Source organism: Nocardia terrae (genome assembly GCF_009760405.1).
Lineage (GTDB): Bacteria > Actinomycetota > Actinomycetes > Mycobacteriales > Mycobacteriaceae > Nocardia > Nocardia terrae.
The window spans coordinates 946,445-969,802 of record NZ_WRPP01000001.1; the positions used below are offsets into that span (position 1 = coordinate 946,445).

Consider the following 23,358-nt stretch of genomic DNA (forward strand, 5'->3'; position numbering starts at 1 on the left):
GCACGTGGACGGCAACCGAAGTTTCCCTACCGGTCGGTTCCGATGCCGTGCATGCGGTCTCATAGAGATAACCGAGACCTTGCCGTTGCCGTGGGCTATCGGTCGGTGAATCCTGGAATTACACCGTTATGAAGTGGTGGGTGAATGTTCAGCCCCTCGTTAATCAATCAGCGTTGCATCGTATTCAGAGGTAGCTGAACGACGGCTACCCCGAGGGCAATTGGGGGCCCACCATGTACAACGACGTGCATGCGGCCACGCACGAACGCGATGACCACAAGTACACGATGCGCATCAGCCGGCTGGCGATCGACAAGCTCGGTATCCGGCTGTACGACCGGGTTTCGGCGGTATTGGCCGAACTCATCGCGAATTCCTACGATGCCGACGCCACCGAGGTGGAGGTCGTGCTGCCCTGGGGCGCGATGCTGGCCGGAACCGTCCGGGCCGCAGACGAACCCGCGTACGAGATCGTCGTCTCCGACAACGGTCACGGAATGACATCCGAAGAGATCAACGAGCACTATCTGATGGTCGGATCCGATCGGCGCGTGCGCACCGGTTCCGATCTGTCCCGGGAGCGGCGGCGGCCGGTCATGGGGCGCAAGGGAATCGGGAAACTGGCCGCCTTCGGGATCTGCCGCACCATCGAGGTGATCACGGCCGGCAGCCGGGACGACGATCGAACCCCGCTGGGCTGGAACGTCTCCCACATCATCATGGATCTCGACGACATGCTCTCCGACACCGAGAGCGACTACTTCCCGCAGCCGGGGGCCTTGGACGGCACCTTCACCGCCAAGCGCGGCACCACCATCATCCTGCGCAATTTCTTTCGCAAGAGGGTGAATTCGGGGAGCGAGCTGAACCGGCAGCTGGCGGCGCGCTTCGGCATCGAGCGGGCCGACTGGCGGGTGGAGGTGCGCAACGCCATCGGCCGGGAGAGCTTCATTCTCAGCCAGCTGCCCATCGACGTCATGGAGGAGACCCGGATCGACGTCGGCCGGGTGCCGGTGCGCTTCGGACGGCAGTTCCTGCCGCTGACCGGGTGGATCGCCTACTCGAAACACCCCTACCGCGACGAGGCGATGGCCGGGGTGCGCATTTACGCACGCGGCAAGATCGTCGCCCAGACACGGGATTTCGGCATCTCCTCCGGGTTCACCGGCGAATTCAAGCTGCGCTCCTATCTGGTCGGCGCGATCAATGTGGACTGGCTCGACGATGACGACGACCTGGTCCGCTCCGACCGCCAGGACATCATCTGGAACTCCCCGCGCGGGGAGGCGCTCGCGCAATGGGGCCGGGCGCTGATCAAGGAGATCGGCCGGCTCGGCGAGAAATCCATTCGCCGCCGGGTCTGGGAGGAGTTCGTGGAGCGCTCCCGCATCCATGAAACCCTCGACGCCATCGCCCCCGGCGACCGCCTGTTCCGCGAATCGGTCCTCGACGCCGCGCGAATCCTGGTCGCGCACAAGGACCGTGCCTCCATGGACGATCCGGCGCACATCCAGAACATGCTGCGCCTGGCGCTGTCGCTGGGCCCGCAGCGCAGCCTGCTCGACACCCTCAAGGAGATCGCCGAGGAGGAGGGCGATCCCGAATTGGACGTCGTGGTCGCGCTGTTCGAGCGGGCGCGGGTGGCCGAGATCTACTCGCTGGGCCAGATCGCCAGCGAACGCGTCGCCGTGGTGGACCGGCTGCGCACCCTCATCGACGACCGCCGTTCCCTGGAACGCCCCTTCCAGGAGTTGATCGAATCCGCCCCGTGGCTGCTCGCCCCCGAGTGGACCCCACTGGGCATGAACGAATCCCTCAAGCGCGTGCGCGCCAGCTTCGAACGCTGGTACGCACAGAAATTCGGCACCCCGCTGGTGACCACCACCATCGGCAGCCCGAAGCGCGAACCCGATTTCGTCCTGCTGCACGACTCCGGCGAACTGTGGATCGTCGAGATCAAGCGCATGGACTACCACCTCACCGACGAGGAGTACAACCGCGCCGTCAACTACCTCTACGAACTCGACCACTTCCTCGACGAGAACCCCCGCATCGGCGCCCAGTTCCCGCGTCGCCGACTGACTTTCATCGTCGACCACATCGACAAGTTGGGCCCGGCCTCGCTCTCCTCCCTGGTCAGCGACCAGCGGGTGGACCGCCGCACCTGGCGCGAACTCCTCGACTCCACCTTGCGCGCCCACCGCGACTTCCTCGAACGCGTCTACGCCATGCGCGGCTCCGACGACGACGCCCCGGCCCAGGACATGCGGGCGGGCTGAGGAACTCGCACAGACCACCCGCGCCCCGACCGCCAGCGCCGAGCCGAAGCGAGCACGGCCCTCGTGTCGCGACGGTCGTGACGCGGGCCCCGGCGCCCGGGCTGACTCAGCGGCAGCCCGGGCGCCACCCCACGCTCGCAGTCGAACCCACCTGTACGGCACCAAGATCAGGGAGCTGTCAGCGCGGAATTTCGTCCGAATCGGCGCGGCCGGCGCTCCTTGAGCTTGATCTGGCGCTGCCGAGCGGTCAGGGGAGATGTGTGGGAGAGCACTCAGGCGTGAGTGATCGCATGAGAGTCGGCGCGTGGGACGCGAGTGATGCGTGGCGGGTGGGTAATTCGATAACCCGGCACGAGGCGCTCGGACGCGCGACGGTCACGGGATGGGCCGGAGCGGGTGCGGGCGGCCGACCGGGCCGGTCGCGGGCGTGACACCATGGTCGCGGCACGTTCGGGGACGTGGGAGCAGACGCATATTCGAGAAGGTTCGGTAATGGTGCACGGCACGGTGAAGTGGTTCGACAGCGAGAAGGGGTTCGGATTCATCAGCCCGGACGGCGGTGGGCCCGACGTGTTCGTGGAGTACACCGCGGTCGAGGGGGAAGGATTCCGGTCGCTGGTGGAGGGGCAGCGGGTGGCGTTCGAGGTGCGGGGCACCAAGCCGGGGCCGGAGGCGCTCGCGGTGCGGGTCGTCGCCGGGGCCGAACTCTGACCCTGCCGGAGACGCGGAGACGGCCGTCCTGCCGCGGGTAGGGCGGCCGTCTGCGCGTGATGCTCGATGGATTCTTTCAACCCCGCAGGCGGCGGCGGAAGAATTCGGTTGATAGAGCCTGTGCATGTAGCCGCTGCGCGGGCTCGTCCTTCACGAACTCCACGGCCGCCCGCTCGAACTCGACGGAGATGAAATCCGCTATCGGTGCGGGGACTTCCCCGGATCCCATTTCCCGAGTGCGTGACTTCAGTTCCGTCAATTCCGCGACGGACGCGATGAAATCGGCGGGAAGCTCGCATCCGTCGAGCAGCGTCGGCAAATGCATGGGTGCTACCGCTTTGTCCGGATGCTCGTGGAGCCAGCGCAATGCCATTGCCGGACGCAGTGAATAGAACACCTTTTTCAGCGACCGATTCGAGTCGAACAACTGCCACTGCCGGCGGCCCAGGTGGAGGTAGTGGCGGGCGACCCGGTTGCGGTCGGCGACTTCGTCCGCCAGCGCCCGCAATTCGTCCCGGAATTGCTCGTCACCTCGATAGACGATCGGCGACATCAGCCATTCGATGAGGACCGCATTGCCGTTCACCAGCAGTCGCAGCGCCTTGAGCAGGTCCCAGCCGTTGACATCCAGCAGACCGACCAATGGGGTCTCGATGACATCGCGCCCGGGCCAGGGCGTGAGGTAGTCGTCGAGGTGCCGCAGGTAGACGAAACGGCAGTCGTAGTCCGAGTCAGGGGAGGGGAAACCCCAGGCGCGGCTGCCGCTCTCGATGGCGAGCAGCACGTCGACGCGGTGTTCGCGCACGATCCGGTCCAGTTCGCCGTCGATCGTGGCGACCACCGCCGGGTCCATGGAAGCGGGGATCGAACGCAGGGTCATGGGAGCCGACGGTAGTGCCCGGGATCCCGCTGGTCCATGCGTTTTTCCGCGGGCCGGGCCCCCAGAAATAGGGGCGTGATCGGCACGTTATATGGCGGGAATTCGCCAGGCATATGAACGGGGCCACAGAATTCCGGATACGTGACACCGGTCACATCGCGTAATTCCTCGTAACGGCACTGGACAACCGCCCGATACGCCTCATGTCAGAAAGTTCGCTCGAAAACTCGAAGAGGTATTTCATGATCCCCGTTATCATCGACACCGGTTCCGCTGCTCTGAACGGCCTGCTGTCCACCGGTTCGGCTGCTTTCCACGGCATCATCGACACCCTGTGGACCGGTTCCTTCGGCCGCTGATAGCGCCCCGGTCGATGTAATTCGACTTTCGAAAGCCCGGCCTCGGACTCCGTAGCTCCGACGCCGGGCTTTCGGCTATCTGTGACCGGCGTCTCAACCGCTCGAAAATACCCACATCAGACGCGCAATTTGCTGCAAGTTAGCCAAAATTCGGACCCACACTTTCGTTTAGACACCGCCTCGGCAATGCCCTATGTTTGCCGTCATCCGGACAGTCGTCCATGACTCACTCGCACTGAGGATGCGGACATGGTCGTGTCCAGGAGGAGTGTTGGAGTGTTGGTGTCCACATGAACGTCGAGGCACTGCAGAGCAGTTGGCGCCTGGTCGATCGAGTCGGCGACGAGGCCGTTCAGTACTTCTACGCGCACCTGTTCCTCGCGCACCCGGAAGTACGGGAGATGTTCCCGATCCGGATGACCGGCCAGCGCGAGAAGTTCTTCGCCGCCCTCGGCCGCATCGTCAGCAATGTCGAATCCCTGGCCGCCGACCCGGAATTCGTCGCCCAGCTGGGCCGTGACCACCGCCGCTTCGGCGCGGTCGGCGCGCACTACCCGGCCGCCGGGGCCTCGCTGCTGGCCACCCTCGCGCACTTCCTCGGTCCGCGCTGGACCGACGAACTGGCCCAGACCTGGACCGACGCGTACTACGCCGTCGCCGACATCATGATCGCCGCCGCGGACGGGGCCTCGAACACTCCAGCCTGGTGGGACGCCGAAATCGTCGCCACCGAGCGCCGCAGCATCGATGTCACCGTGCACACCGTGCGCCCGCACCTGCCGTTCGAGTACGCGGCCGGACAGTCGATGGCCGTCGAGATCCCGCAGCGGCCGCGGCTGTGGCGCTACTACTCGCCCGCCAATGCCCCACGCCCGGACGGCACCTTCGACCTGCACATCCAGGTCGTCGACGGCGGTGAGGTCAGTACGACCTTCGCGCGTCAGGTCCGCCCCGGCGATCAGATCCGGCTGGGTTCGCCGGTCGGCACCGCCTTCCAGATCCCCGCGGGCGCGGTGGACAACCTGCTGCTGATCGCGGGCGGCTCGGGCCTGGCGCCCTTGCGCGCCTTGGTCGATCACTTCACGCAGGAGGCCCAGCACTCGCCCGTGCCGCGCGTCCAGCTGCTGCACGGCGTGCGCACGTCGTGGAACCTCTACGACCACGAGGCCCTCACCGCGCTCACCGAGAACCCTTGGTTCTCCTATACCCCTGTGGTTTCCGAGGATCCCGGCTTCCACGGCGTGCAAGGCGCCGTCGGCGCGGTCGCCGCCCGCGGCCGCGACCTGACCGGCACCACCGCGCTGGTGTGCGGCTCGCCCGCCATGGTGAAGGCCACCGTCAGCGCGCTCGCCACCGCCGGGATGCCGCGCCACGCAATCAGATTCGAGACGTTCGGGCAGGCGCCGGGCCCGGCCGCCACCGCACGCGGTACGAACCACGCCGGCCCGCGCACGATGGAGGCGGCCCAATGGACGTGAAACCCGACGACATTCGTTCCGCCCGCTTCAAGGGCGCGCGGCTGGGCCGCAAGGGGTACGACGCCGAGGAAGTCGACCGCTTCCTCGAACAGGTGCACGGCGCGATGGTCCGCCTCACCCGCGAGAACCGCAACCTGACCCTGACCAGCAACTCCTCGGAACTGGCGCGGCTGCAGCGGGAGAACATGCAGCTCAATGCCAAGAGCGAGGCGCTGCAGATGCAGATGCAGACCATGGCGAGCGCCGGCGAGGTGGCCGAGCTGCAGCAGCAGCTGGCCAACGCGCACTGGGAGATCGCGCGGCTGCAGGACGATCTGGAGAAGGACGAGCTGGGCATCAGCGCCCGCGCCGTCCACGTCCTCAACCGCGCCCAGCTCTCCGCCGACGCCATTGTCGAACAAGCCGAACACCATGCGCGCGACCTGATGTCGGTCGCGCGTGCCCAGCAGCGTGAAATGCTGCAGCGGGCAAGGGAATCCGCGGGCTCGACCCGGTCCGCGGGCTACCTGGACCCGGAGCTGGAGGACCAGCGCCACGAGCAGCTGCGCGCCTACTCCGAACTGCTGCGGTCGCAGTTGCAGGCCATGATCCAGACCCTCGAGGTCGAGGTGGACAAGCTTGCGCTGCTGCCCTTGCCGTCGGCCGCCATCGGTGTGCTGCACGGTAATTCGTTCCCGTCGGGCCTACCGGTCGCCGGCGCGGAACACGCGGCCGAGAACTGAGACATCGCGAATCGCAACAGCCCACGCGAGAAACGGAATTGGGGGACATCCCTGTGAATATCGAAGCGTTGCAGTCCAGTTGGCAGCAGGTCGACGCCATCGGACCGGAGGCCGTCGAATACTTCTACGACCACCTGTTCGAGGCACACCCCGAGGTGCGGGGCATGTTCGCCGAGGACCTGGCCCCGCAGCGCGAGCGCTTCCTGGCCGGTCTGGCGCGGATCGTCACCAACGTCGAGACCCTCGCCGACGACCCGTCTTTCGTGCAGCAGCTGGGCGCCCACCACGCCCGCCTCGGCGTCGTCGCCGACCACTACCCGGTGGCGGGTGCCTCGCTGCTCGCCACCCTCGAGCACTTCCTGGGTGACGGCTGGACGCCGGAACTCGCGCAGACCTGGACCGCGGCCTACGGCGCGGTGGCGGATCTGATGCTCTCGGCCGAAGTCGCCGCCTGAGTCGTGCTCTCGGAAGCCGGTTCCGTGCCACAGCGCGGGACCGGCTTCTCCCATTCGGAAGTAAATCGACCAACCGGCCCGTATAGATATACGAGTCCGGAAACCCGCAGTTCACAGCTTTGATGGCAGTTGCCTACCAGGCGGTAAAACACATCGAATTCCTGGCTATTAAGCTGACGCCCGTTAGTCACTGAATTAAGCACCGTCCGGATCCCTTCCTCAGGAGTACCCCACCGTGAGCCAAGCAGGCCGTCCTGTTGTTCTGATCGCCGACAAGCTCGCCCAGTCGACCGTCGACGCGCTGGGCTCCGGCGTCGAGGTCCGCTGGGTCGACGGCCCCAACCGCCCCGAGCTGCTCGCGGCCGTGCCGGAAGCCGATGCGCTGCTGGTCCGTTCGGCCACCACCGTCGACGCCGAGGTGCTCGAGGCGGGCAAGAAACTGAAGATCGTCGCGCGCGCCGGCGTCGGCCTCGACAATGTCGACGTGCCCGCCGCGACCGAGCGCGGCGTCATGGTCGTGAACGCGCCGACCTCCAACATCCACACCGCCGCCGAGCACGCCGTCACCCTGCTGCTGGCCGCCGCCCGTCAGATCCCGGCCGCCGACGCCACCCTGCGTGAGCACACCTGGCAGCGCAGCAAGTTCAACGGTGTCGAGATCTTCGGCAAGACCGTCGGCGTCATCGGCCTGGGCCGCATCGGCCAGCTGTTCGCACAGCGCCTGGCCGCCTTCGAGACCAAGGTCATCGCGTACGACCCCTACACCTCGCCGGCCCGCGCCGCCCAGTTGGGCATCGAGCTGATGAGCCTGGACGAGGTGCTCGAGCAGGCCGACTTCATCTCCATCCACCTGCCCAAGACTCCTGAGACCAAGGGCATGCTGAACAAGGAGACCCTGGCCAAGACCAAGAAGGGCGTCATCATCGTCAACGCCGCCCGCGGCGGTCTGATCGACGAGCAGGCCCTGGCCGACGCCATCACCTCCGGCCACGTGCGCGCCGCCGGCATCGACGTGTTCGAGACCGAGCCGTCGACCGACAGCCCGCTGTTCGAGCTGCCGCAGGTCGTCGTCACCCCGCACCTCGGCGCTTCGACCGCCGAGGCCCAGGACCGCGCGGGCACCGATGTCGCCAAGTCGGTGCAGCTGGCCCTCGCGGGCGAGTTCGTTCCGGGCGCGGTGAACGTCACCGGTGGCGCGGTCAACGAGATCGTCGCCCCGTGGCTCGAGATCGTCCGCAAGCAGGGTGCGCTGCTGGGCGCGCTCGCCAGCGAGCTCCCGGTCTCGATCGAGGTCCAGGTGCGCGGCGAACTGTCCTCGGAAGACGTTGCGGTGCTGGAGCTCTCGGCGCTGCGCGGGGTGTTCTCCGCCCTCATCGAGGACGCGGTCACCTTCGTCAACGCTCCTTCGCTGGCCAAGGACCGCGGCCTCGAGGCGTCGGTCACCACCCACAGCGAGAGCCCGACCCACCGCAGCCTGGTCGACCTGCGCGCCGTGTTCGGCGACGGCCGCACCCTGAACGTGGCGGGCACCCTGACCGAGCCCTCGCAGGTCGAGAAGATCGTCAACATCAACGGCCGCAACTACGACATGCGCGCCGAGGGCCTGAACCTGGCCGTCCTCAACTACGAGGACAAGCCGGGCCAGCTCGGCCGCCTGGCCTCCAAGCTCGGCGACGCCGGCATCGACATCCAGGCCGCCCAGATGACCCAGGACCTGGACAAGGAGGGTGCGACCGTCATCCTCCGCGTCAACAAGGACGTCCCGGCCGAGGTCCAGACCGCCATCGCCGAGGCCGTCGGCGCGGCCAAGGTCGCCCAGGTCGACCTGAGCTGATCCAGGCAGACGCGCGCCCCTTCCCGTTGAACGGGAAGGGGCGCAGTGCTTTCCGGGGTCGGCCGGTTCACGAGGAAGCGTCCGGTTCCGGCCCGCACCCGTTCGGAACGGCCTGGATCAAGGAGAGGTCGACCGGGCGGGAAGCCCGCGCTCGAGGCCCGGCCGCGTCGGCATGCCAGCGTGCCGCGAGACACGAACGTTGAGTGGCAGACGAGCGAGGGGGAACGGAAAAACCCCTCGCTCGTGTGCCAGTCAGTGGATCGGGATCAGCGGGAGCGGCCGCCGGGGCGGGATTCGATGGCGTCCTTGGCTTCTACCAGGCTGGCGGTGGGGTCCAGGTCTCGGTAGAGCTTGATGGCGTGGATCTTCTTGCCGCGGCTGAGGAGGTTGTCGATCTCGGTGTAGTCGGTGATCTTGTCGGGAGCGTCGATACCGAGGTGTTCGAGGATGAGATCGATCTTGCGTTCCAGGCGCGCGAGTTTGCGCTCGAGTCGGAGATTATCGAACATTCACCGACCCTACCGGTGCGGGTGACGCTCCGATTCCGCGCCGATCCCGAAGCGGATCAGGCCGTTTCGGGTGTAGCCGAGGACGGTGCAGGTGAGGTGGTCGCCGATGCGGGGCCAGTCGTCGCCGCGACAGGGACCCGGGCGGTCGTGGAGGAGGTCGCAGTCGATGGTGCCGGAGCGGCCGGAGGCGGTGCGGACCGAAACCCAGTGGGCTCCATGGCCGGTGACCACACAGTGGACGGTCGAGTGGAGCGGGTACGACGCCGTCATCTGTTGATTGTCGCGCCCAATATGGGTGAATCGGGCGGGAATCTCGCCGATTATTGGGGGATGCGTGGAAAGACGCCGCCTACCGAGCCGCTCACCTCGGGGGAGCGGCGGAATCTGTTGATCGGCGCGGCCGTCGTGGTCGCGCTGGTGGTGGCGGGTGTGGTGGCGTGGGCGCTGCTGGATCATCGGCCCGACTACTCTCGCTCCGAGAACGGCTGCGTCGCAGTGCTTTCCGCCGGAACCATGGGCGGCCAGCAGCAGCGCGCCTGCGGGGAGCGGGCGCGGGAGTGGTGCCGCACGGTGGCCGACCAGCAGGACAGCTTCTCGCTGAAGGTGCGGCAGGAGTGCCGCAAGGCCGGAATCGTCGGCTGATCCCACTGGTTGGGAGCGATTCGCCCTGGTGAAGGGGGTTGTGGGGGCACCGGCTATGGTGGCCGTGGACTCTCCGGCCAGGCGGAGCGGATCATTCGAAACGGAGCATGGATTTCATGAAACTGGCTGTCATTCCGGGCGACGGTATCGGTCCCGAGGTCATCGCCGAGGCGCTCAAGGTGCTCGACGTGGTGGTGCCCGGTGTCGAGAAGACCGAATACGACCTGGGAGCCAAGCGGTTCCATGCCACCGGCGAGATCCTCCCGGACACTGTGATTCCGGAGCTCAAGCAGCACGACGCCATCCTGCTCGGCGCCATCGGCGACCCGTCGGTGCAGTCCGGCCTGCTCGAGCGCGGCCTGCTGCTGCGCACCCGCTTCGAGCTGGATCACCACGTGAACCTGCGCCCGTCCAAGCTGTACCCGGGTGTCACCAGCCCGCTCGCCGCCAACCCGGACATCGATTTCGTGGTCGTGCGCGAGGGCACCGAGGGCCCCTACACCGGCACCGGCGGCGCGATCCGGGTGAACACCCCGCACGAGGTCGCCACCGAGGTCTCCACCAACACCCGCTTCGGCGTCGAGCGCGTAGTCCGCTACGCCTTCGAGACCGCCCGGAAGCGCCGCAAGCACCTGACCCTGGTGCACAAGAACAACGTGCTGGCCTTCGCCGGTTCGCTGTGGTCGCGCACCGTCGCCGAGGTCGGCGCGGAGTACCCGGATATCGAAACCGCCTACCAGCACATCGATGCCGCCACCATCCACATGGTCACCGACCCGGGCCGCTTCGACGTGATCGTCACCGACAACCTGTTCGGCGACATCATCACCGACCTGGCCGCCGCCGTCTCCGGTGGCATCGGCCTGGCCGCCTCCGGCAATATCGACGCCTCGGGCACCAACCCGTCGATGTTCGAGCCGGTCCACGGTTCGGCCCCCGACATCGCGGGCCAGTCCAAGGCCGACCCGACCGCCGCGATCCTGTCGGTGTCGCTGCTGCTGAACCACCTGGGCAAGGCCGAGGAGGCCGCGCGCATCGAGGCCGCCGTGGCCAAGGATCTGGCGCAGCGCTCGGGCGCCGCCTCCACCGTCGAGATCGGCGACCGGATCGCCGCCTCGCTGTAAGACCCTACGGTCAAGCCCCCGTTCCCGCGCTCGCGGGGACGGGGGCTGATCTATATCAGTGGCCGAATATCGACGGCGACAAGGTGATTCACTGGTACGTACCAGCGCCCGAGTGATCGAAACCCGACCGATTCGCACCCTTCGTGCGTTCCCTCCCGGCCCCCGAAATGCCATCCTGAGAGGCGATCTCGTGAAATCGGCTGGGGCAGTGAGGCATATCGCACAAATGCATTCGGATGCGAAAACTTAACGGGCGCAGGTCTTCCGGATTTGCCCGCAATCAGCAGGAGGCTGGGAACCGGTGGGCGCCAACGGCACTGATTCGGTGCGTGACCGCCGGACCGAATCGGTGGGCACCAGCGGCACCGCCGCCAGTGCCACCAGTGCTACCAGCAGGTAGACGCTCGGGAATCCGGCCGCGGTGATCAACGCGCCGAAGGCCGGGGCGACCGCGGCCGCGGCCAGATTCTGGCCCGTGTTCTGGATGCCCAGGCCGCGACCCGACCAGAACGGACCGGCGATCTCGGCCACCGCCGTGAAGGCCAGGCCGTTGTCCGCCACCGTGATGACCGAGGCCGCGACCAGAATCGGAACGGCCGCCCACCACTGCTGCGTCCACGACGCTACGGCCAAGGCGGCCATGGAGATAACGGCCGCGATGGCCACCGTGCGCAGCGGCCGCAGCCGGCTGCCGACCCGGTCCGACCAGATCCCCGCGCCGATTCGCCCGGCAGCGCCCAGGATTTGGGTGCCGGTGACCACCGCGCCCGCGGCGGCCAGCGACAGGCCGACATCCTGGTGCAGCCACAGCAGGCCGAACGTCCAGATGGCGGCCTGCGGGATGACCAGCAGAATCGATACGCCGTGGATCCGCCACAGCGTCGAATCCCCGCGGTAGGGATTCGCGGGACGCCCTGCGCCCCCGGCGGATTCGGGTCGCGGCGGATCCACAATCCCGATCAGGCAGCCGATCGCCGCCAGGCCCGCCATGGCCGCGGGTACCAGGACGGCCGTCGAGAACCCGTGTGCCGCAGCGACGGCCGGAATCGTCATGGCGCCGATGGCCACGCCCAGCGGCTGTGCGGTCTGCCGGATTCCCATGGCCAGGCCGCGCTGATTCGGCGGGAACCAGCCCACGATGACCCGTCCGCTGGCGCCGTTGGTGCTGCCTCCGGCCGCCCCGGCCAGGAACAGCAATGCCCCCAGCGCAACGTAGTTCGTGACCGCGGCCGCCGCCGCGCCGGTCACGAACATGATCGCGGGACCGGCCACCAGCGCCACGCGCTCACCCATGCGGTCGACGATGAAACCCCATGCGATCAGCGTGCAGCACAACCCGGCCAGCGGCATCGCCACCAGCAGACCGGCCGTGGCCAGCGACATTCCGCGCTGGGTCAGCGACGGCAGCAGGAACGGAGCGCCGTTGGTCATGACCGCGGTCGAGGCCTGTGCGAAGACTCCGAGGGCCAGCATGCTCCACCGTCGCGCCGCACCTATCTGTGTCACGGTGGCCATGGCCCTCACCTCGTGTCTCATTATGTGGAATCGATGTCTTACTCTGTGAACATCGGTTCTTACGGTACACCTGATGCGCAAGATGATTTCCGGGGCGAGCTGTTTGTTTGCTCACACCCGGGTACTGATCTTGTGCGCCGCCTTGCGCGCGGTGAGTTGCCTTGCGTATAAGCGCATTCCACATTCCGGTACGCCCGATGCGGGGTGGGATGCCGCGCGGTGCCGATCGGAGCGCCCGACCCGGGCCCGTCGTCGCCGGGATGTCACGTCTCGCCCCGCGGTCGGGCGCGTTCGGGCAGGTCGAAGCCGGTCGATAGGATGCCAACCATGCGCCTAGGTCGAGTTGCCAGCCCAGATGGAGTCGCTTTCGTCAGCATCGAAGGCGACGGTTCCGACGCCGTCGTCCGTGAAATCGCCGAACACCCGTTCGGCAACCCGACCTTCACCGGTCGCAGCTGGCCGCTCGCCGATGTGCGCCTGCTGGCCCCGATCCTGGCCAGCAAGGTGATCTGCATCGGCAAGAACTACGCCGCGCACGCCGAGGAAATGGGCGGCCCGGCCCCGGCCGACCCGGTCATCTTCATGAAGCCGAGCACCTCGATCCAGAGCCCCAACGCCCCGATCATCCTGCCGCCCAGCTCTTCTCAGGTGGACTACGAGGGCGAGCTGGCGATCGTGATCGGCCGCCCCTGCAAGGACGTGCCCGCCGCCCGCGCCCACGAGGTGATCCTGGGTTACACCGTTGCCAACGACGTGACCGCCCGCGATCAGCAGCGCCACGACGGCCAGTGGACCCGGGCCAAGGGCTACGACACCTTCTGCCCGCTGGGCCCGTGGATCGAGACCTCGCTGGACCCTTCGGATCTGGAGATCGTCACCGAGGTCGACGGCCAGGAAAAGCAGCGCAGTCGCACTTCACTTCTGCTGCACGATATTCCGAAGCTGATCGAATGGGTCACCGCCGTAATGACCTTGCTCCCCGGCGATGTCATCCTCACCGGCACCCCGGAGGGCGTCGGCCCGCTGCAGGAGGGCCAGACCGTGTCGGTGACCGTGTCCGGAATCGGCACCCTGTCCAATCCCGTTGCCGCCAAACGCTGAACACGGTAACCCTGAAACGAGAGAGAGCCATGACCGACGTCCGGGTACGTTTCTGCCCGTCTCCCACCGGCACACCGCATGTGGGACTGGTTCGCACCGCCCTGTTCAACTGGGCCTTCGCGCGCCACCACGGCGGCACCTTCGTCTTCCGCATCGAAGACACCGACGCCGCACGCGATTCCGAGGAGTCCTACGCCGCCATCCTCGACGCCCTGCGCTGGCTGGGCCTGACCTGGGACGAGGGCCCCGAGGTCGGCGGCCCCTACGCGCCATACCGGCAGTCGCAGCGGCGTGACCTTCATCTCGATGTCGTGCAGCGCCTGCTGGCCGCGGGGGAGGCCTACGAATCCTTCTCCACCCCTGAAGAAGTCGAGGCCCGCCACAAGGCCGCCGGCCGCGACCCCAAGCTGGGCTACGACAACTTCGACCGCGACCTGACGCCGGAGCAGATCGAGGCCTACAAGGCCAAGGGCCGCCCGGCGGTGATCCGCCTGCGCATGCCCGACCACGACCTCGTCTGGAACGACCTGGTGCGCGGCGAGACCACCTTCCGGGCGGGCGTCGTGCCCGATTTCGCGCTCACCCGCGGTAATGGCGACCCGCTCTATACGCTGGTCAACCCGGTCGACGACGCGATGATGAAGATCACCCACGTTTTGCGCGGCGAGGATCTGCTGTCCTCGACTCCGCGTCAGCTGGCGCTCTACGAATCGCTGAAGCGAATCGGCGTCGCCGAGTTCACTCCGGAGTTCGGGCACCTGCCCTTCGTGATGGGCCACGGCAACAAGAAGTTGTCCAAGCGTGATCCGGAGTCGAATCTCTTCCATCACCGCGCCCGCGGCTTCATTCCGGAGGGTTTGCTGAATTATCTGGCGCTGCTCGGCTGGGGCATCGCCGATGATCATGATCTGTTCTCCATGGCGGAGATGGTCGAGGCGTTCGATATCTCGAAAGTGAATTCGAATCCGGCTCGATTCGATCAGAAGAAGGCGGACGCTCTCAACGCCGAACATATTCGGTTGCTGAGCCCCGGTGATTTTGCTCACCGGCTGCGCGAGTACCTCACCGGACACGGACATATCGGCGCCGAGATCGACGAGAAGCTGTTCGAAACCGTGGCCGATCTTGTTCAGACCCGTATCAAGGTTCTCGGCGACGCCTGGGATCTGGTGAAGTTCCTGTTCATCAAGCCCGAAGAGTTCGTCATCGACGAGGCCGCGAAGGCGAAGAATCTGAAATCCGACGCCGCCCCGGTACTGCAGGCGACGGTAAAGGCGCTGGAAGGCGTTTCGGAGTGGACCGCGGCCCCGCTCGAGGAGGCGCTCAAATCCGCGCTCATCGATGAGCTGGGCCTCAAGCCGAACAAGGCGTTCACACCTGTGCGCGTCGCGGTGACCGGATCCCACATCAGCCCGCCGCTCTACGAGTCGCTCGAACTGCTCGGCCGCGAGATCACCATGGACCGCCTCCGCACGGCCCTGTCCGAGCTCGCCTGAGTGCTCCGAAATGATGCACAAACCGGCCTCTGACCAGCCGGTTTGTGTATCTACGGTGGGATGCTGCTAATCTTCTTCTCGGCCGGAACGCCGACAGGAACTTCCCCCGGGGAGATCCTGAAAGCCCAGGTCAATGGGGTATGGTGTAATTGGCAACACAGCTGATTCTGGTTCAGCCATTCTAGGTTCGAGTCCTGGTACCCCAGCTGCGAGAGCTCCGGTTCTCGATTCGAGAAGTTCGGCGGTGGAAACCGCCGGCATCTCATCCTGGTCCCGTCGTCTAGCGGCCTAGGACGCCGCCCTCTCAAGGCGGTAGCGCGGGTTCAAATCCCGTCGGGACTACAAAGCGAAGGCCCCCAGCCAACCGGCTGGGGGCCTTCGCTTTTTGCGGCTCCGGACTCTCGCGGTTCAAGTAGTGGAACTAGTCCGAGTGCTGGGCCGTGGTGCCGCCCTTGGGCATGGCGGGCAATCCGAGTTTGCGGTGATCCCAGCTGCGGATGCGTTCGGGCACGACGCGCACGGCCACCCGCTTGTTGAGCATCGCCTCGACGAACGGCTTGGCTTCTTCGCTGTAAGGCCCGGTGTAGCGCTCCCACACGCTGATTCCCACCTTGAACAGGGCTTCGGGATCCTCAACGATCTCGGCGCGGCCCTCGAGCGAAATACCGCGTAGCTGGTCGTAGGTGTCGCCGGCCTCGAGCATCACGGTGATGCGCGGATCGCGGCGCAGATTCACCGTCTTCTGGGCCTTGGCCTTGGTCTCGAACCAGATCTCGCCGTCGATCACCGCGTACCACATGGCGACCAGATGCGGAGCGCCGGAAGCGCCCAGCGTGGCCATGGTGGCGATGCGGCTGCGCTCGATGAATTCGGTGATCTCCTGCTCGGACATCACGATCTGCGCGCGTTGATTAACTCCCATGGGCCGACTGTAATTTACGGCGTATGAGCGCGGTCACAGTGGCCGTTTCCTGCCAGATACGGCACAGCCCCCGTCCCAGGATTCGGGACGGGGGCTGTGCGGTTCCGGCGGGGGCGGCGCAGCGGCCGCTGAGGCTGTCGTGACCGCTGTGGCCACCCCGAGGGTTCCCCGGGCCCCGCAAAGTCCGTCAGAGGCGCTTGTGGAGGGCGTCGGCGGCGGCCACCAGGTCGGCGGCCCACCGCGCGCCCGGCCGGCGGCCCATGCGATCGATGGGTCCGGATACCGAGACGGCCGCGATCACGCCGCCCGCGGCATCGCGCACGGGCGCGGAAACGCTGGCCACACCGGCCGCGCGCTCGGCCGCGCTCTGCGCCCAGCCGCGCCGGCGCACCTCGGCCAGCGCCCGCTCGCCGAAGACGGCCTCGGGCAGGATGGTGCGCTGCAGATCGGGATCGGACCAGGCCAGCAGCACTTTCGCGGCCGAACCGGCGGTGAGCGGCAGCCGTGCCCCGATGGGCACGGTGTCGCGTAGGCCCGCGGCCGGTTCCATGGCGGCCACGCAGATGCGGGCGTTCCCGTCGCGGCGGTAGAGCTGCACGCTCTCGCCGGTGATCTCGCGCAGGCGCGGAAGAATGGTGGAGGCGGCGTCGAGCAGGGGATCGCTGGCGGTTGTCGCCAGTTCCGACAGGGCCGGGCCCGGTCGCCACATGCCCTGGCTGTCGCGGGCCAGCATGCGGTGCGTCTCCAGGCCCACGGCCAGGCGGTGCGCGGTGGCGCGGGGCAGGCCGGTGCGGGCGCACAGCTCGTTGAGGCCGCAGGGTTGCTCGGCTACGGCGTGCAGGACGGCCATGGCTTTGTCCAGAACCCCGATACCGCTATGCTGTCTCATAGAACGATATTAGCGTCTCGCATGTTGGGAAATGCAAACCAGCCGCTCCCCGCGTCGGACGCCGGCGCTGATCACAATGAGCAGCGCGAGCCCCCGCGTCACAGCCCGAACGCGGGAATGTCTATCGAGAGGTGATGGAGATATGGCCGACCGGCCACGCACCCTGGCGGAGAAGGTCTGGGATCAGCACGTCGTCGTTCGCGGCGAAGGCGAGGGCGAGAATCGCCAGCCCGACCTCATCTACATCGACCTGCACCTGGTGCACGAGGTCACGAGTCCGCAGGCGTTCGACGGCTTGCGTAGTGCCGGCCGGCCGGTGCGCCGCCCGGATCTCACCATCGCCACCGAGGACCACAACGTCCCGACGATCGACATCGACAAGCCGATCGCGGATCCCGTGTCGCGCCTGCAGGTCGACACCCTGCGCAAGAACTGCGAGGAATTCGGTGTGCGCCTGCACCGGATGGGCGATCTGGACCAGGGCATCGTCCACGTGGTGGGCCCGCAGCTGGGCCTGACCCAGCCGGGAACCACGGTGGTGTGCGGTGATTCGCACACCTCCACCCACGGCGCGTTCGGCGCGCTGGCCATGGGTATCGGCACCTCGGAAGTGGAACACGTTCTGGCAACGCAGACTTTGTCGCTGCGCCCGTTCAAGACCATGGCCATCAATATCGACGGGCAGCTGCCCGCGGGCGTCACCTCCAAGGACGTGATCCTGGCGGTCATCGCGCAGATCGGCACCGGCGGCGGCCAGGGCTATGTGCTGGAGTACCGCGGCGAGGCCGTGCGCGCCATGTCCATGGAGGCCCGGATGACCATGTGCAACATGTCGATCGAGGCCGGGGCCCGCGCGGGCATGGTCGCGCCCGACGAGGTCACCTACGAGTTCCTGAAGGGCCGCCCGCACGCCCCGCAGGGCGCGGACTGGGATGCCGCCGTGGCCGCCTGGGACGCCCTGAAGAGCGATGAGGGCGCGGTTTTCGACGCCGAGGTGCACATCGACGGGTCGGCGCTGACCCCGTTCGTCACCTGGGGCACCAATCCGGGACAGGGTGCGCCGCTGGGCGACTCGGTGCCGGATCCGGAGCAGATCGTCGACGAGAACGAGCGCGCGGCCGCCGAGAAGGCGCTGCAGTACATGGACCTGAAGCCGGGCACCCCGCTGCGGGATGTGGCCGTGGACACGGTTTTCGTGGGTTCGTGCACCAATGGCCGGATCGAGGATCTGCGCGCGGTCGCCGATATTCTGAACGGTCGCAAGGTCGCGGACGGTGTACGCATGCTGATCGTCCCGGGTTCGATGCGGGTGCGGCTGCAGGCGGAAAAAGAGGGTCTGGGCGAGATTTTCACCACCGCGGGCGCGGAATGGCGCCAGCCGGGCTGCTCGATGTGCCTGGGTATGAACCCGGATCAGCTTTCCCCCGGTCAGCGCTGTGCCGCCACCTCGAACCGGAACTTCGAAGGGCGACAGGGCAAGGGCGGCCGCACGCACCTGGTCTCGCCGCTGGTCGCGGCGGCCACCGCGGTGCGCGGAACCCTGTCCTCACCTGCGGATCTGAACTGATCCCTCGCCCGCGGCGGCCCAGATCCGGCCGCCCCCACTGACTCAGGAGAATCAACGATGGAAGCCTTCAAGGTCCACAAGGGGATCGGCGTTCCGCTGCGCCGATCCAATGTCGACACCGACCAGATCATTCCGGCGGTCTATCTGAAGCGCGTTACCCGAACGGGATTCGAGGACGGCCTGTTCGCGGCGTGGCGGACGGATCCCCACTTCATTCTGAACACCGAGCCCTACAACCGGGGTAGTGTGCTGGTCGCTGGTCCGGATTTCGGTACCGGATCCTCACGTGAGCACGCTGTTTGGGCCTTGAAGGACTATGGCTTCCGGGTGGTGATCTCGTCTCGCTTCGCCGACATCTTCCGCGGGAACGCGGGTAAGGACGGGCTTCTGACGGCCCGGATGGCCCAGAGCGATGTGGAATTGCTCTGGAAGTTGCTCGAGGAACAGCCGGGTTTGGAATTGGCTGTGGACCTCGAGACGCGAACCGTGTCGGCCGGAACGGTCGTGTTGCCGTTCGATATTGACGACTACACCCGGTGGCGCCTGCTGGAAGGGCTGGACGACATCGGCCTCACTCTGCGCCACGAGGCCGAGATCAGCCAGTTCGAAAACGCAAGGCCGACTTGGAAACCCGCTACCATTCCGGCCCGTATTTCGCAGACGTAATCATTGATGGGCGTTAGCTGAACGCCCTCAAACCAGGTAGCTGAGCGTGTGCCATGCGTCATGTATTTCCGCGTGGCACATAGACTCTTGCCCGCAAAGGGTTTACCGTGGTACCTAGTCGGTCCGACGACGGGCCAATTAGTCTGCGGAGGATTCAATGAACAAGGCGGAACTGATCGATGTTCTGACCGAGAAGTTGGGTACTGACAGGCGCACCGCTACTGCTGCAGTCGAGCAGATGGTCGACACGATCGTGCGTGCTGTGAACAAAGGTCAGAGCGTCACCATCACGGGTTTCGGTGTCTTCGAACAGCGGAAGCGTGCTGCCCGGGTTGCTCGTAACCCGCGTACCGGCGAAACCGTCAAGGTGAAGCCGACTTCGGTGCCCGCTTTCCGTCCCGGTGCTCAGTTCAAGGCGATCATCGCCGGCAAGCAGAAGATCGCTTCGAGCGGCCCGGCCGTGAAGCGTGGTGTGGCTGCCCCGGTTTCGGGCAAGGCGGGTGCGAAGAAGACCACCGCCAAGAAGACGGCGAAGAAGGCCGCCACCAAGGCGCCGGCCAAGACCACCGCCAAGAAGGCCGCGTCGAAGGCGCCCGCCAAGAAGGCCACCGCCAAGAAGACGGTCGCGAAGAAGACGGTCGCCAAGAAGACCCCGGCGAAGGCCACCGCGGCCAAGAAGACCACGGCCAAGAAGGCGGCCACCAAGGCCACCGCTACGAAGGCCACGGCCAAGAAGACCGCCAAGAAGGCTCCCGCCAAGAAGACCGCGGCCAAGCGCACCGCTCGCCGCTAATACGGCCGGAACCCGTCGCTGACGGGGGTTTTCGAGCAGGACAAGACGTGAAACGGCCCGGCATCGCCGGGCCGTTTCGCATGTGCAGGGGCGGAATCGCCTTACGAGCGGGGCGGATTCGGCCGGAAGTCGCCGGTACGGCGGCGTTCCAAGGGTTTCCAGGGATTTCCGGCCGGTGAGTGGCCGATTTTCGGCGGGCGACGCTGCCCGCCGATCGGTAGTCAGCCGCGCGGCAGGTCTGTCGGCGTCAGCGCGCGGTCGAGATGGTCGGCCGCGATCAGGCGGCCCCGGTGGAACGACAGCACCCAGACGCTGCCCTTGCGGTTGCGGGCCGGTGGCAGCTCGATTCCGTCCTCGGCGGCCCACCAGTCGAGCAGATCCGGAATCACCTTGCCCTGACTGCAGATCACCGGCACCGAGTCGGCGGAGACGAGGTCGCGGGCGCGTTTGCGGGCGGCGTCGGGGTCTGCCGCGTAACCGGATTCGGAGAACAGCGGTTCGAGTTCCACGTCCACACCGAGGTTTTCCGCCAGCGGGGTCACGGTTTGGACACAGCGGGCCGGTGGGGCGGAGACGATTTCGCTCGCGCCGAAGGCGAGCAGGTTGGGTACGAGCGCGCGAGCCTGTGCGCGACCGGCCTTTTCGAGCGGGCGGGCGTCGTCGTCACCGGCGAAACGGTCGCTGCGACCGGCCTTCCCGTGCCGCACCACCAGCAGATGCGAGGTCTCGGGCGGCTGGCGCAGGAAGTTCCGGACGATGGTGCGGTCCATCGGGTAGGACAGGGCGTCCATGACCCGGTCGAGCGGACACCACTCCAGCACATCGACTTCGGTATTGGACTGGAAGTCGCCGTCGAGGATGTGGGCGGCCCAGTAGTCCACCCGCTTGAGTTTGCGATGTCCGGTCACCGGATAGGTCACGTGGCCCAGATAGCGGCCCAGGCGCGTGTTCAGCCCGGTCTCCTCGGCCACCTCGCGCACGGTCGTGATCACCGGCGTCTCACCGGGATCCAATTTCCCCTTGGGCAGCGACCAGTCGTCGTATTTGGGCCGGTGCACGAGCGCGATCTCGATGGATCCGTCCGCGGACCCCGGTGCGGGGCGCCACAACACGGCCCCCGCCGCGAGGATGTTGGCCTTGACCGGTGGATCGGCGTAGTCGGCGGCGGAGTCGTTATCGAGTGGGCTCACTGGCGATCCGGACGTCGCAGTCGCATCAGGTACTCCTGGTGGTCGCGAATCTCCTCGGCCGGGATGTCGGGCCCCGGCTGCGCCTCCCAGCTGCCGTCGGCCCGCAGCACCCAGCATCGGGTCGCGGGGTGGGTGGCGGAATCGAACACCTGGCCCAGCTGGTCGGCCAGTTTGGGATCCTTGACCTGCGCCAGGACTTCCACACGCCGGTCGAGGTTGCGGTGCATCATGTCGGCCGAGCCGATCCAGTATTCGTTCTGGGCCTGGAAGTGCAGGATCCGTGAATGTTCCAGGTAGCGGCCGAGAATCGAGCGCACCTCGATGTTCTCGCTCATGCCGGGGACGCCGGGGCGCAGCCCGCAGATGCCGCGCACCACGATCTCCACCGGGACACCCGCCTGGGAGGCCCGGTACAGCGCGTCGATCACCTGTTCGTCAACGATGGCGTTGGCCTTCAGCCGGATTCGCGCCTTCTCGCCCTGGCGCGCCAGTTCGATCTCGCGTTCGATGCGCTCGATGATCCCGGCTCGCACTCCGACCGGGGCCACCAGCAGATTGCGGTAGTTGGCCTTTCGGGAGTATCCGGTCAGCGAGTTGAACAGGTCGGTGAGGTCCGCGCCGATCTCCGGTGCGGCCGTGAGCAATCCGACGTCCTCGTACAGGCGGGCGGTCTTGGGGTTGTAATTACCGGTGCCAATGTGACAGTAGCGACGGATGGTGGCACCCTCGCGCCGCACCACGAGGCAGGTCTTGCAGTGGGTCTTCAGACCGACCAGGCCGTAGACCACGTGCACGCCCGCTTGCTCCAGTGCCCGAGCCCATTTGATGTTGGCCTGCTCGTCGAAGCGGGCCTTGATCTCGACCAGCGCCACCACCTGCTTGCCCGCCTCGGCGGCGTCGATGAGGGCGTTGACGATGGGGGAGTCACCGGAGGTGCGATACAGGGTCTGCTTGATGGCCAGCACCTGCGGGTCGGCGGCGGCCTGTTCGATGAACCGCTGCACGCTGGTGGAGAAGGAGTCGTAGGGGTGGTGCACCAGCACGTCGCCCTCGCGCAGGGCGGCGAAAACGTTTCGGGGCGTTTCGCGTTCGCCGAAGGCCGGCGGGGTGGCCGGGACGTAGGGGGCGTCCTTGAGGTTGGGGCGGTCCACACCGTAGACCTGCCACAGGCAGGACAGGTCGAGCAGGCCGGGCACCTGGATGACGTCGGCGGGGTCGACGTCGAGTTCGCGCAGCAGCAGATCGAGCATGTGCTCGGTCATGTCGTCGGAGACTTCCAGCCGCACCGGGGAGCCGAAGCGGCGGCGCGCCAGTTCGCGCTCGAGGGCCTGCAGCAGGTCCTCGTCGCGGTCCTCCTCGACCTCCAGGTCGGCATTGCGGGTGATGCGGAACGAATGCTGTTCCACCACTTCCATTCCCGGGAACAGCTGATCCAGGTGCGCGGCGATCAGCTCCTCCATGGGCAGGAACGCGGCGGTGGAGGGAGCCTGCGTGGTGGCCGGGGTACGCCGGACCCGGACGAAACGATCGACGTTGTCGGGCACCTTGACTCGGGCGAAGTGCTCGCCGCCGGTCACCGAATCCTTCACCGTCACGGCCAGATTCAGGCTCAGGCCGCTGATGTAGGGGAACGGGTGGGCCGGGTCGACGGCCAGCGGGGTCAGCACCGGGAAGACCTGGTCCTGGAAATACCCGGACAGGCGCTGCTTTTCGCTGTCCTCGAGCTCGGACCAGCGGATGATGGCGATGCCCTCCGCGGTCAGGGCGGGCAGCACCTGGTCCAGGAAGACGCGCGCGTGGCGCTCGGCGAGCACCTGGGTGCGGGCGGCGATCATCTCGAGCTGCTCGGTGGGCGACAGGCCGTCGGCGGAGCGTACCGACAGTCCGGTCTCCGCGCGGCGCTTCAGTCCCGCGACGCGGACCATGTAGAACTCGTCCAGATTCGAGGAGAAAATGGCGAGGAATTTGGCGCGCTCGAGCAGCGGCTGGGAATGGTCCTCGGCGGCGGCCAGCACACGCGCATTGAAATCGAGCCAGCTCAGTTCCCGGTTCACGTACCGGTCCGCAGGGAGGGGCGCGGCAGCAGTGGGCGGAGGGGTTGCCGCTGGCGGCGCCGCCGGTAGTAGCGGCGATTGCTTGACGGTATCCGTATCGCTCACTCTCACGATCATTCCTTATGTCGCGGGTGGGGTGCCGAACTGACACCGTCCATTGCAGCGGAGATCA

General features: G+C 66.9%; 21 protein-coding genes and 2 tRNA genes. 15 read left to right on the top strand and 8 right to left on the bottom strand.

Features of this window, described 5'->3' with window-relative positions; genetic code table 11:
• Positions 1-233: 233 nt before the first annotated feature.
• Complete coding sequence (locus tag GPX89_RS04295; RefSeq protein WP_157355243.1) at positions 234-2,279, top strand: ATP-binding protein; 2,046 nt, start codon at positions 234-236, stop codon at positions 2,277-2,279.
• Between the two features lie 492 nt (positions 2,280-2,771).
• A complete protein-coding gene (locus GPX89_RS04300; protein WP_157355244.1) occupies positions 2,772-2,990 on the top strand; it encodes a cold-shock protein in 219 nt (72 codons plus the stop codon).
• Positions 2,991-3,066: 76 nt separating this feature from the next.
• Here the strand turns inward: GPX89_RS04300 and GPX89_RS04305 are convergent, their stop codons facing one another.
• Positions 3,067-3,870, bottom strand: a complete 804-nt coding sequence (locus tag GPX89_RS04305) for a nucleotidyltransferase domain-containing protein (RefSeq protein ID WP_157355245.1) — start codon at positions 3,868-3,870, stop codon at positions 3,067-3,069.
• A 649-nt stretch (positions 3,871-4,519) separates the two neighbouring features.
• Between GPX89_RS04305 and GPX89_RS04310 the strand changes: the two genes are divergently transcribed.
• The 4 genes from GPX89_RS04310 to serA all read left to right on the top strand — a co-directional run bounded on the left by GPX89_RS04310 (position 4,520) and on the right by serA (position 8,718).
• A complete protein-coding gene (locus GPX89_RS04310; protein ID WP_157355246.1) occupies positions 4,520-5,707 on the top strand; it encodes a globin domain-containing protein in 1,188 nt (395 codons plus the stop codon).
• Complete coding sequence (locus GPX89_RS04315) at positions 5,698-6,429, top strand: DivIVA domain-containing protein (RefSeq protein WP_157355247.1); 732 nt, start codon at positions 5,698-5,700, stop codon at positions 6,427-6,429. Before GPX89_RS04310 ends, GPX89_RS04315 begins: the two co-directional genes overlap by 10 nt.
• A gap of 53 nt (positions 6,430-6,482) precedes the next feature.
• On the top strand, positions 6,483-6,884 hold the full coding sequence (locus GPX89_RS04320; RefSeq protein ID WP_157355248.1) for a globin domain-containing protein: 402 nt from the start codon (positions 6,483-6,485) through the stop codon (positions 6,882-6,884).
• 235 nt (positions 6,885-7,119) lie between these two features.
• Positions 7,120-8,718 carry a phosphoglycerate dehydrogenase gene (serA, locus tag GPX89_RS04325; RefSeq protein ID WP_328601497.1) on the top strand — a complete coding sequence of 533 codons (1,599 nt, stop codon included), beginning with the start codon at positions 7,120-7,122 and terminating at the stop codon, positions 8,716-8,718.
• Positions 8,719-8,984: 266 nt separating this feature from the next.
• On the opposite strand, the gene GPX89_RS04330 is transcribed toward serA, so the two are convergent.
• The gene (locus GPX89_RS04330) at positions 8,985-9,227 is read right to left on the bottom strand and encodes a hypothetical protein (protein WP_157355249.1); all 243 of its coding nucleotides are present in this window, start codon (positions 9,225-9,227) and stop codon (positions 8,985-8,987) included.
• A 9-nt stretch (positions 9,228-9,236) separates the two neighbouring features.
• Positions 9,237-9,497, bottom strand: a complete 261-nt coding sequence (locus GPX89_RS04335; protein ID WP_157355250.1) for a hypothetical protein — start codon at positions 9,495-9,497, stop codon at positions 9,237-9,239.
• Between the two features lie 60 nt (positions 9,498-9,557).
• On the opposite strand from GPX89_RS04335, the gene GPX89_RS04340 reads away from it, so the two are divergent.
• Together GPX89_RS04340 and GPX89_RS04345 are read left to right on the top strand one after the other, a co-directional pair.
• Positions 9,558-9,869, top strand: coding sequence for a hypothetical protein (locus GPX89_RS04340; RefSeq protein WP_157355251.1), 312 nt, complete (start codon positions 9,558-9,560; stop codon positions 9,867-9,869).
• 116 nt (positions 9,870-9,985) lie between these two features.
• Complete coding sequence (locus GPX89_RS04345; RefSeq protein ID WP_157355252.1) at positions 9,986-10,993, top strand: 3-isopropylmalate dehydrogenase; 1,008 nt, start codon at positions 9,986-9,988, stop codon at positions 10,991-10,993.
• Between the two features lie 246 nt (positions 10,994-11,239).
• Here GPX89_RS04345 and GPX89_RS04350 read toward each other — a convergent pair whose 3' ends face one another.
• Entirely contained in the window at positions 11,240-12,508 is a 1,269-nt protein-coding gene (locus tag GPX89_RS04350) for an MFS transporter (protein WP_157355253.1), read from the bottom strand.
• A 327-nt stretch (positions 12,509-12,835) separates the two neighbouring features.
• Here GPX89_RS04350 and GPX89_RS04355 point away from each other — a divergent pair, with 327 nt between their 5' ends.
• The 4 genes from GPX89_RS04355 (at position 12,836) to GPX89_RS04370 (ending at position 15,447) form a co-directional block, all read left to right on the top strand.
• On the top strand, positions 12,836-13,609 hold the full coding sequence (locus GPX89_RS04355) for a fumarylacetoacetate hydrolase family protein (protein WP_157355254.1): 774 nt from the start codon (positions 12,836-12,838) through the stop codon (positions 13,607-13,609).
• Between the two features lie 29 nt (positions 13,610-13,638).
• The gene (gltX, locus tag GPX89_RS04360) at positions 13,639-15,105 is read left to right on the top strand and encodes a glutamate--tRNA ligase (protein ID WP_157355255.1); all 1,467 of its coding nucleotides are present in this window, start codon (positions 13,639-13,641) and stop codon (positions 15,103-15,105) included.
• A gap of 134 nt (positions 15,106-15,239) precedes the next feature.
• Positions 15,240-15,311: transfer RNA gene (locus tag GPX89_RS04365), tRNA-Gln, on the top strand.
• A 63-nt stretch (positions 15,312-15,374) separates the two neighbouring features.
• Positions 15,375-15,447, top strand: a tRNA-Glu gene (locus GPX89_RS04370).
• Positions 15,448-15,526: 79 nt separating this feature from the next.
• Here GPX89_RS04370 and GPX89_RS04375 read toward each other — a convergent pair.
• Complete coding sequence (locus tag GPX89_RS04375; protein ID WP_157355256.1) at positions 15,527-16,027, bottom strand: pyridoxamine 5'-phosphate oxidase family protein; 501 nt, start codon at positions 16,025-16,027, stop codon at positions 15,527-15,529.
• A gap of 187 nt (positions 16,028-16,214) precedes the next feature.
• A complete protein-coding gene (locus GPX89_RS04380) occupies positions 16,215-16,916 on the bottom strand; it encodes an IclR family transcriptional regulator (protein ID WP_157355257.1) in 702 nt (233 codons plus the stop codon).
• A gap of 142 nt (positions 16,917-17,058) precedes the next feature.
• On the opposite strand from GPX89_RS04380, the gene leuC reads away from it, so the two are divergent.
• From leuC to GPX89_RS04395, 3 genes are all read left to right on the top strand, one after another.
• A complete protein-coding gene (gene leuC, locus GPX89_RS04385; protein ID WP_157355258.1) occupies positions 17,059-18,483 on the top strand; it encodes a 3-isopropylmalate dehydratase large subunit in 1,425 nt (474 codons plus the stop codon).
• Positions 18,484-18,540: 57 nt separating this feature from the next.
• Complete coding sequence (gene leuD, locus GPX89_RS04390; protein ID WP_157355259.1) at positions 18,541-19,149, top strand: 3-isopropylmalate dehydratase small subunit; 609 nt, start codon at positions 18,541-18,543, stop codon at positions 19,147-19,149.
• Between the two features lie 157 nt (positions 19,150-19,306).
• On the top strand, positions 19,307-19,942 hold the full coding sequence (locus GPX89_RS04395) for an HU family DNA-binding protein (RefSeq protein ID WP_157355260.1): 636 nt from the start codon (positions 19,307-19,309) through the stop codon (positions 19,940-19,942).
• A gap of 221 nt (positions 19,943-20,163) precedes the next feature.
• On the opposite strand, the gene GPX89_RS04400 is transcribed toward GPX89_RS04395, so the two are convergent.
• Positions 20,164-21,132: an NUDIX hydrolase gene (locus GPX89_RS04400; RefSeq protein WP_198347352.1), complete on the bottom strand. Its 969-nt coding sequence runs from the start codon at positions 21,130-21,132 to the stop codon at positions 20,164-20,166.
• Positions 21,129-23,303 (bottom strand): RNA degradosome polyphosphate kinase, encoded by a 2,175-nt coding sequence (locus GPX89_RS04405; RefSeq protein ID WP_157355262.1) that lies wholly within the window; start codon positions 23,301-23,303, stop codon positions 21,129-21,131. Before GPX89_RS04405 ends, GPX89_RS04400 begins: the two co-directional genes overlap by 4 nt.
• Between the last annotated feature and the right edge of the window lie 55 nt (positions 23,304-23,358).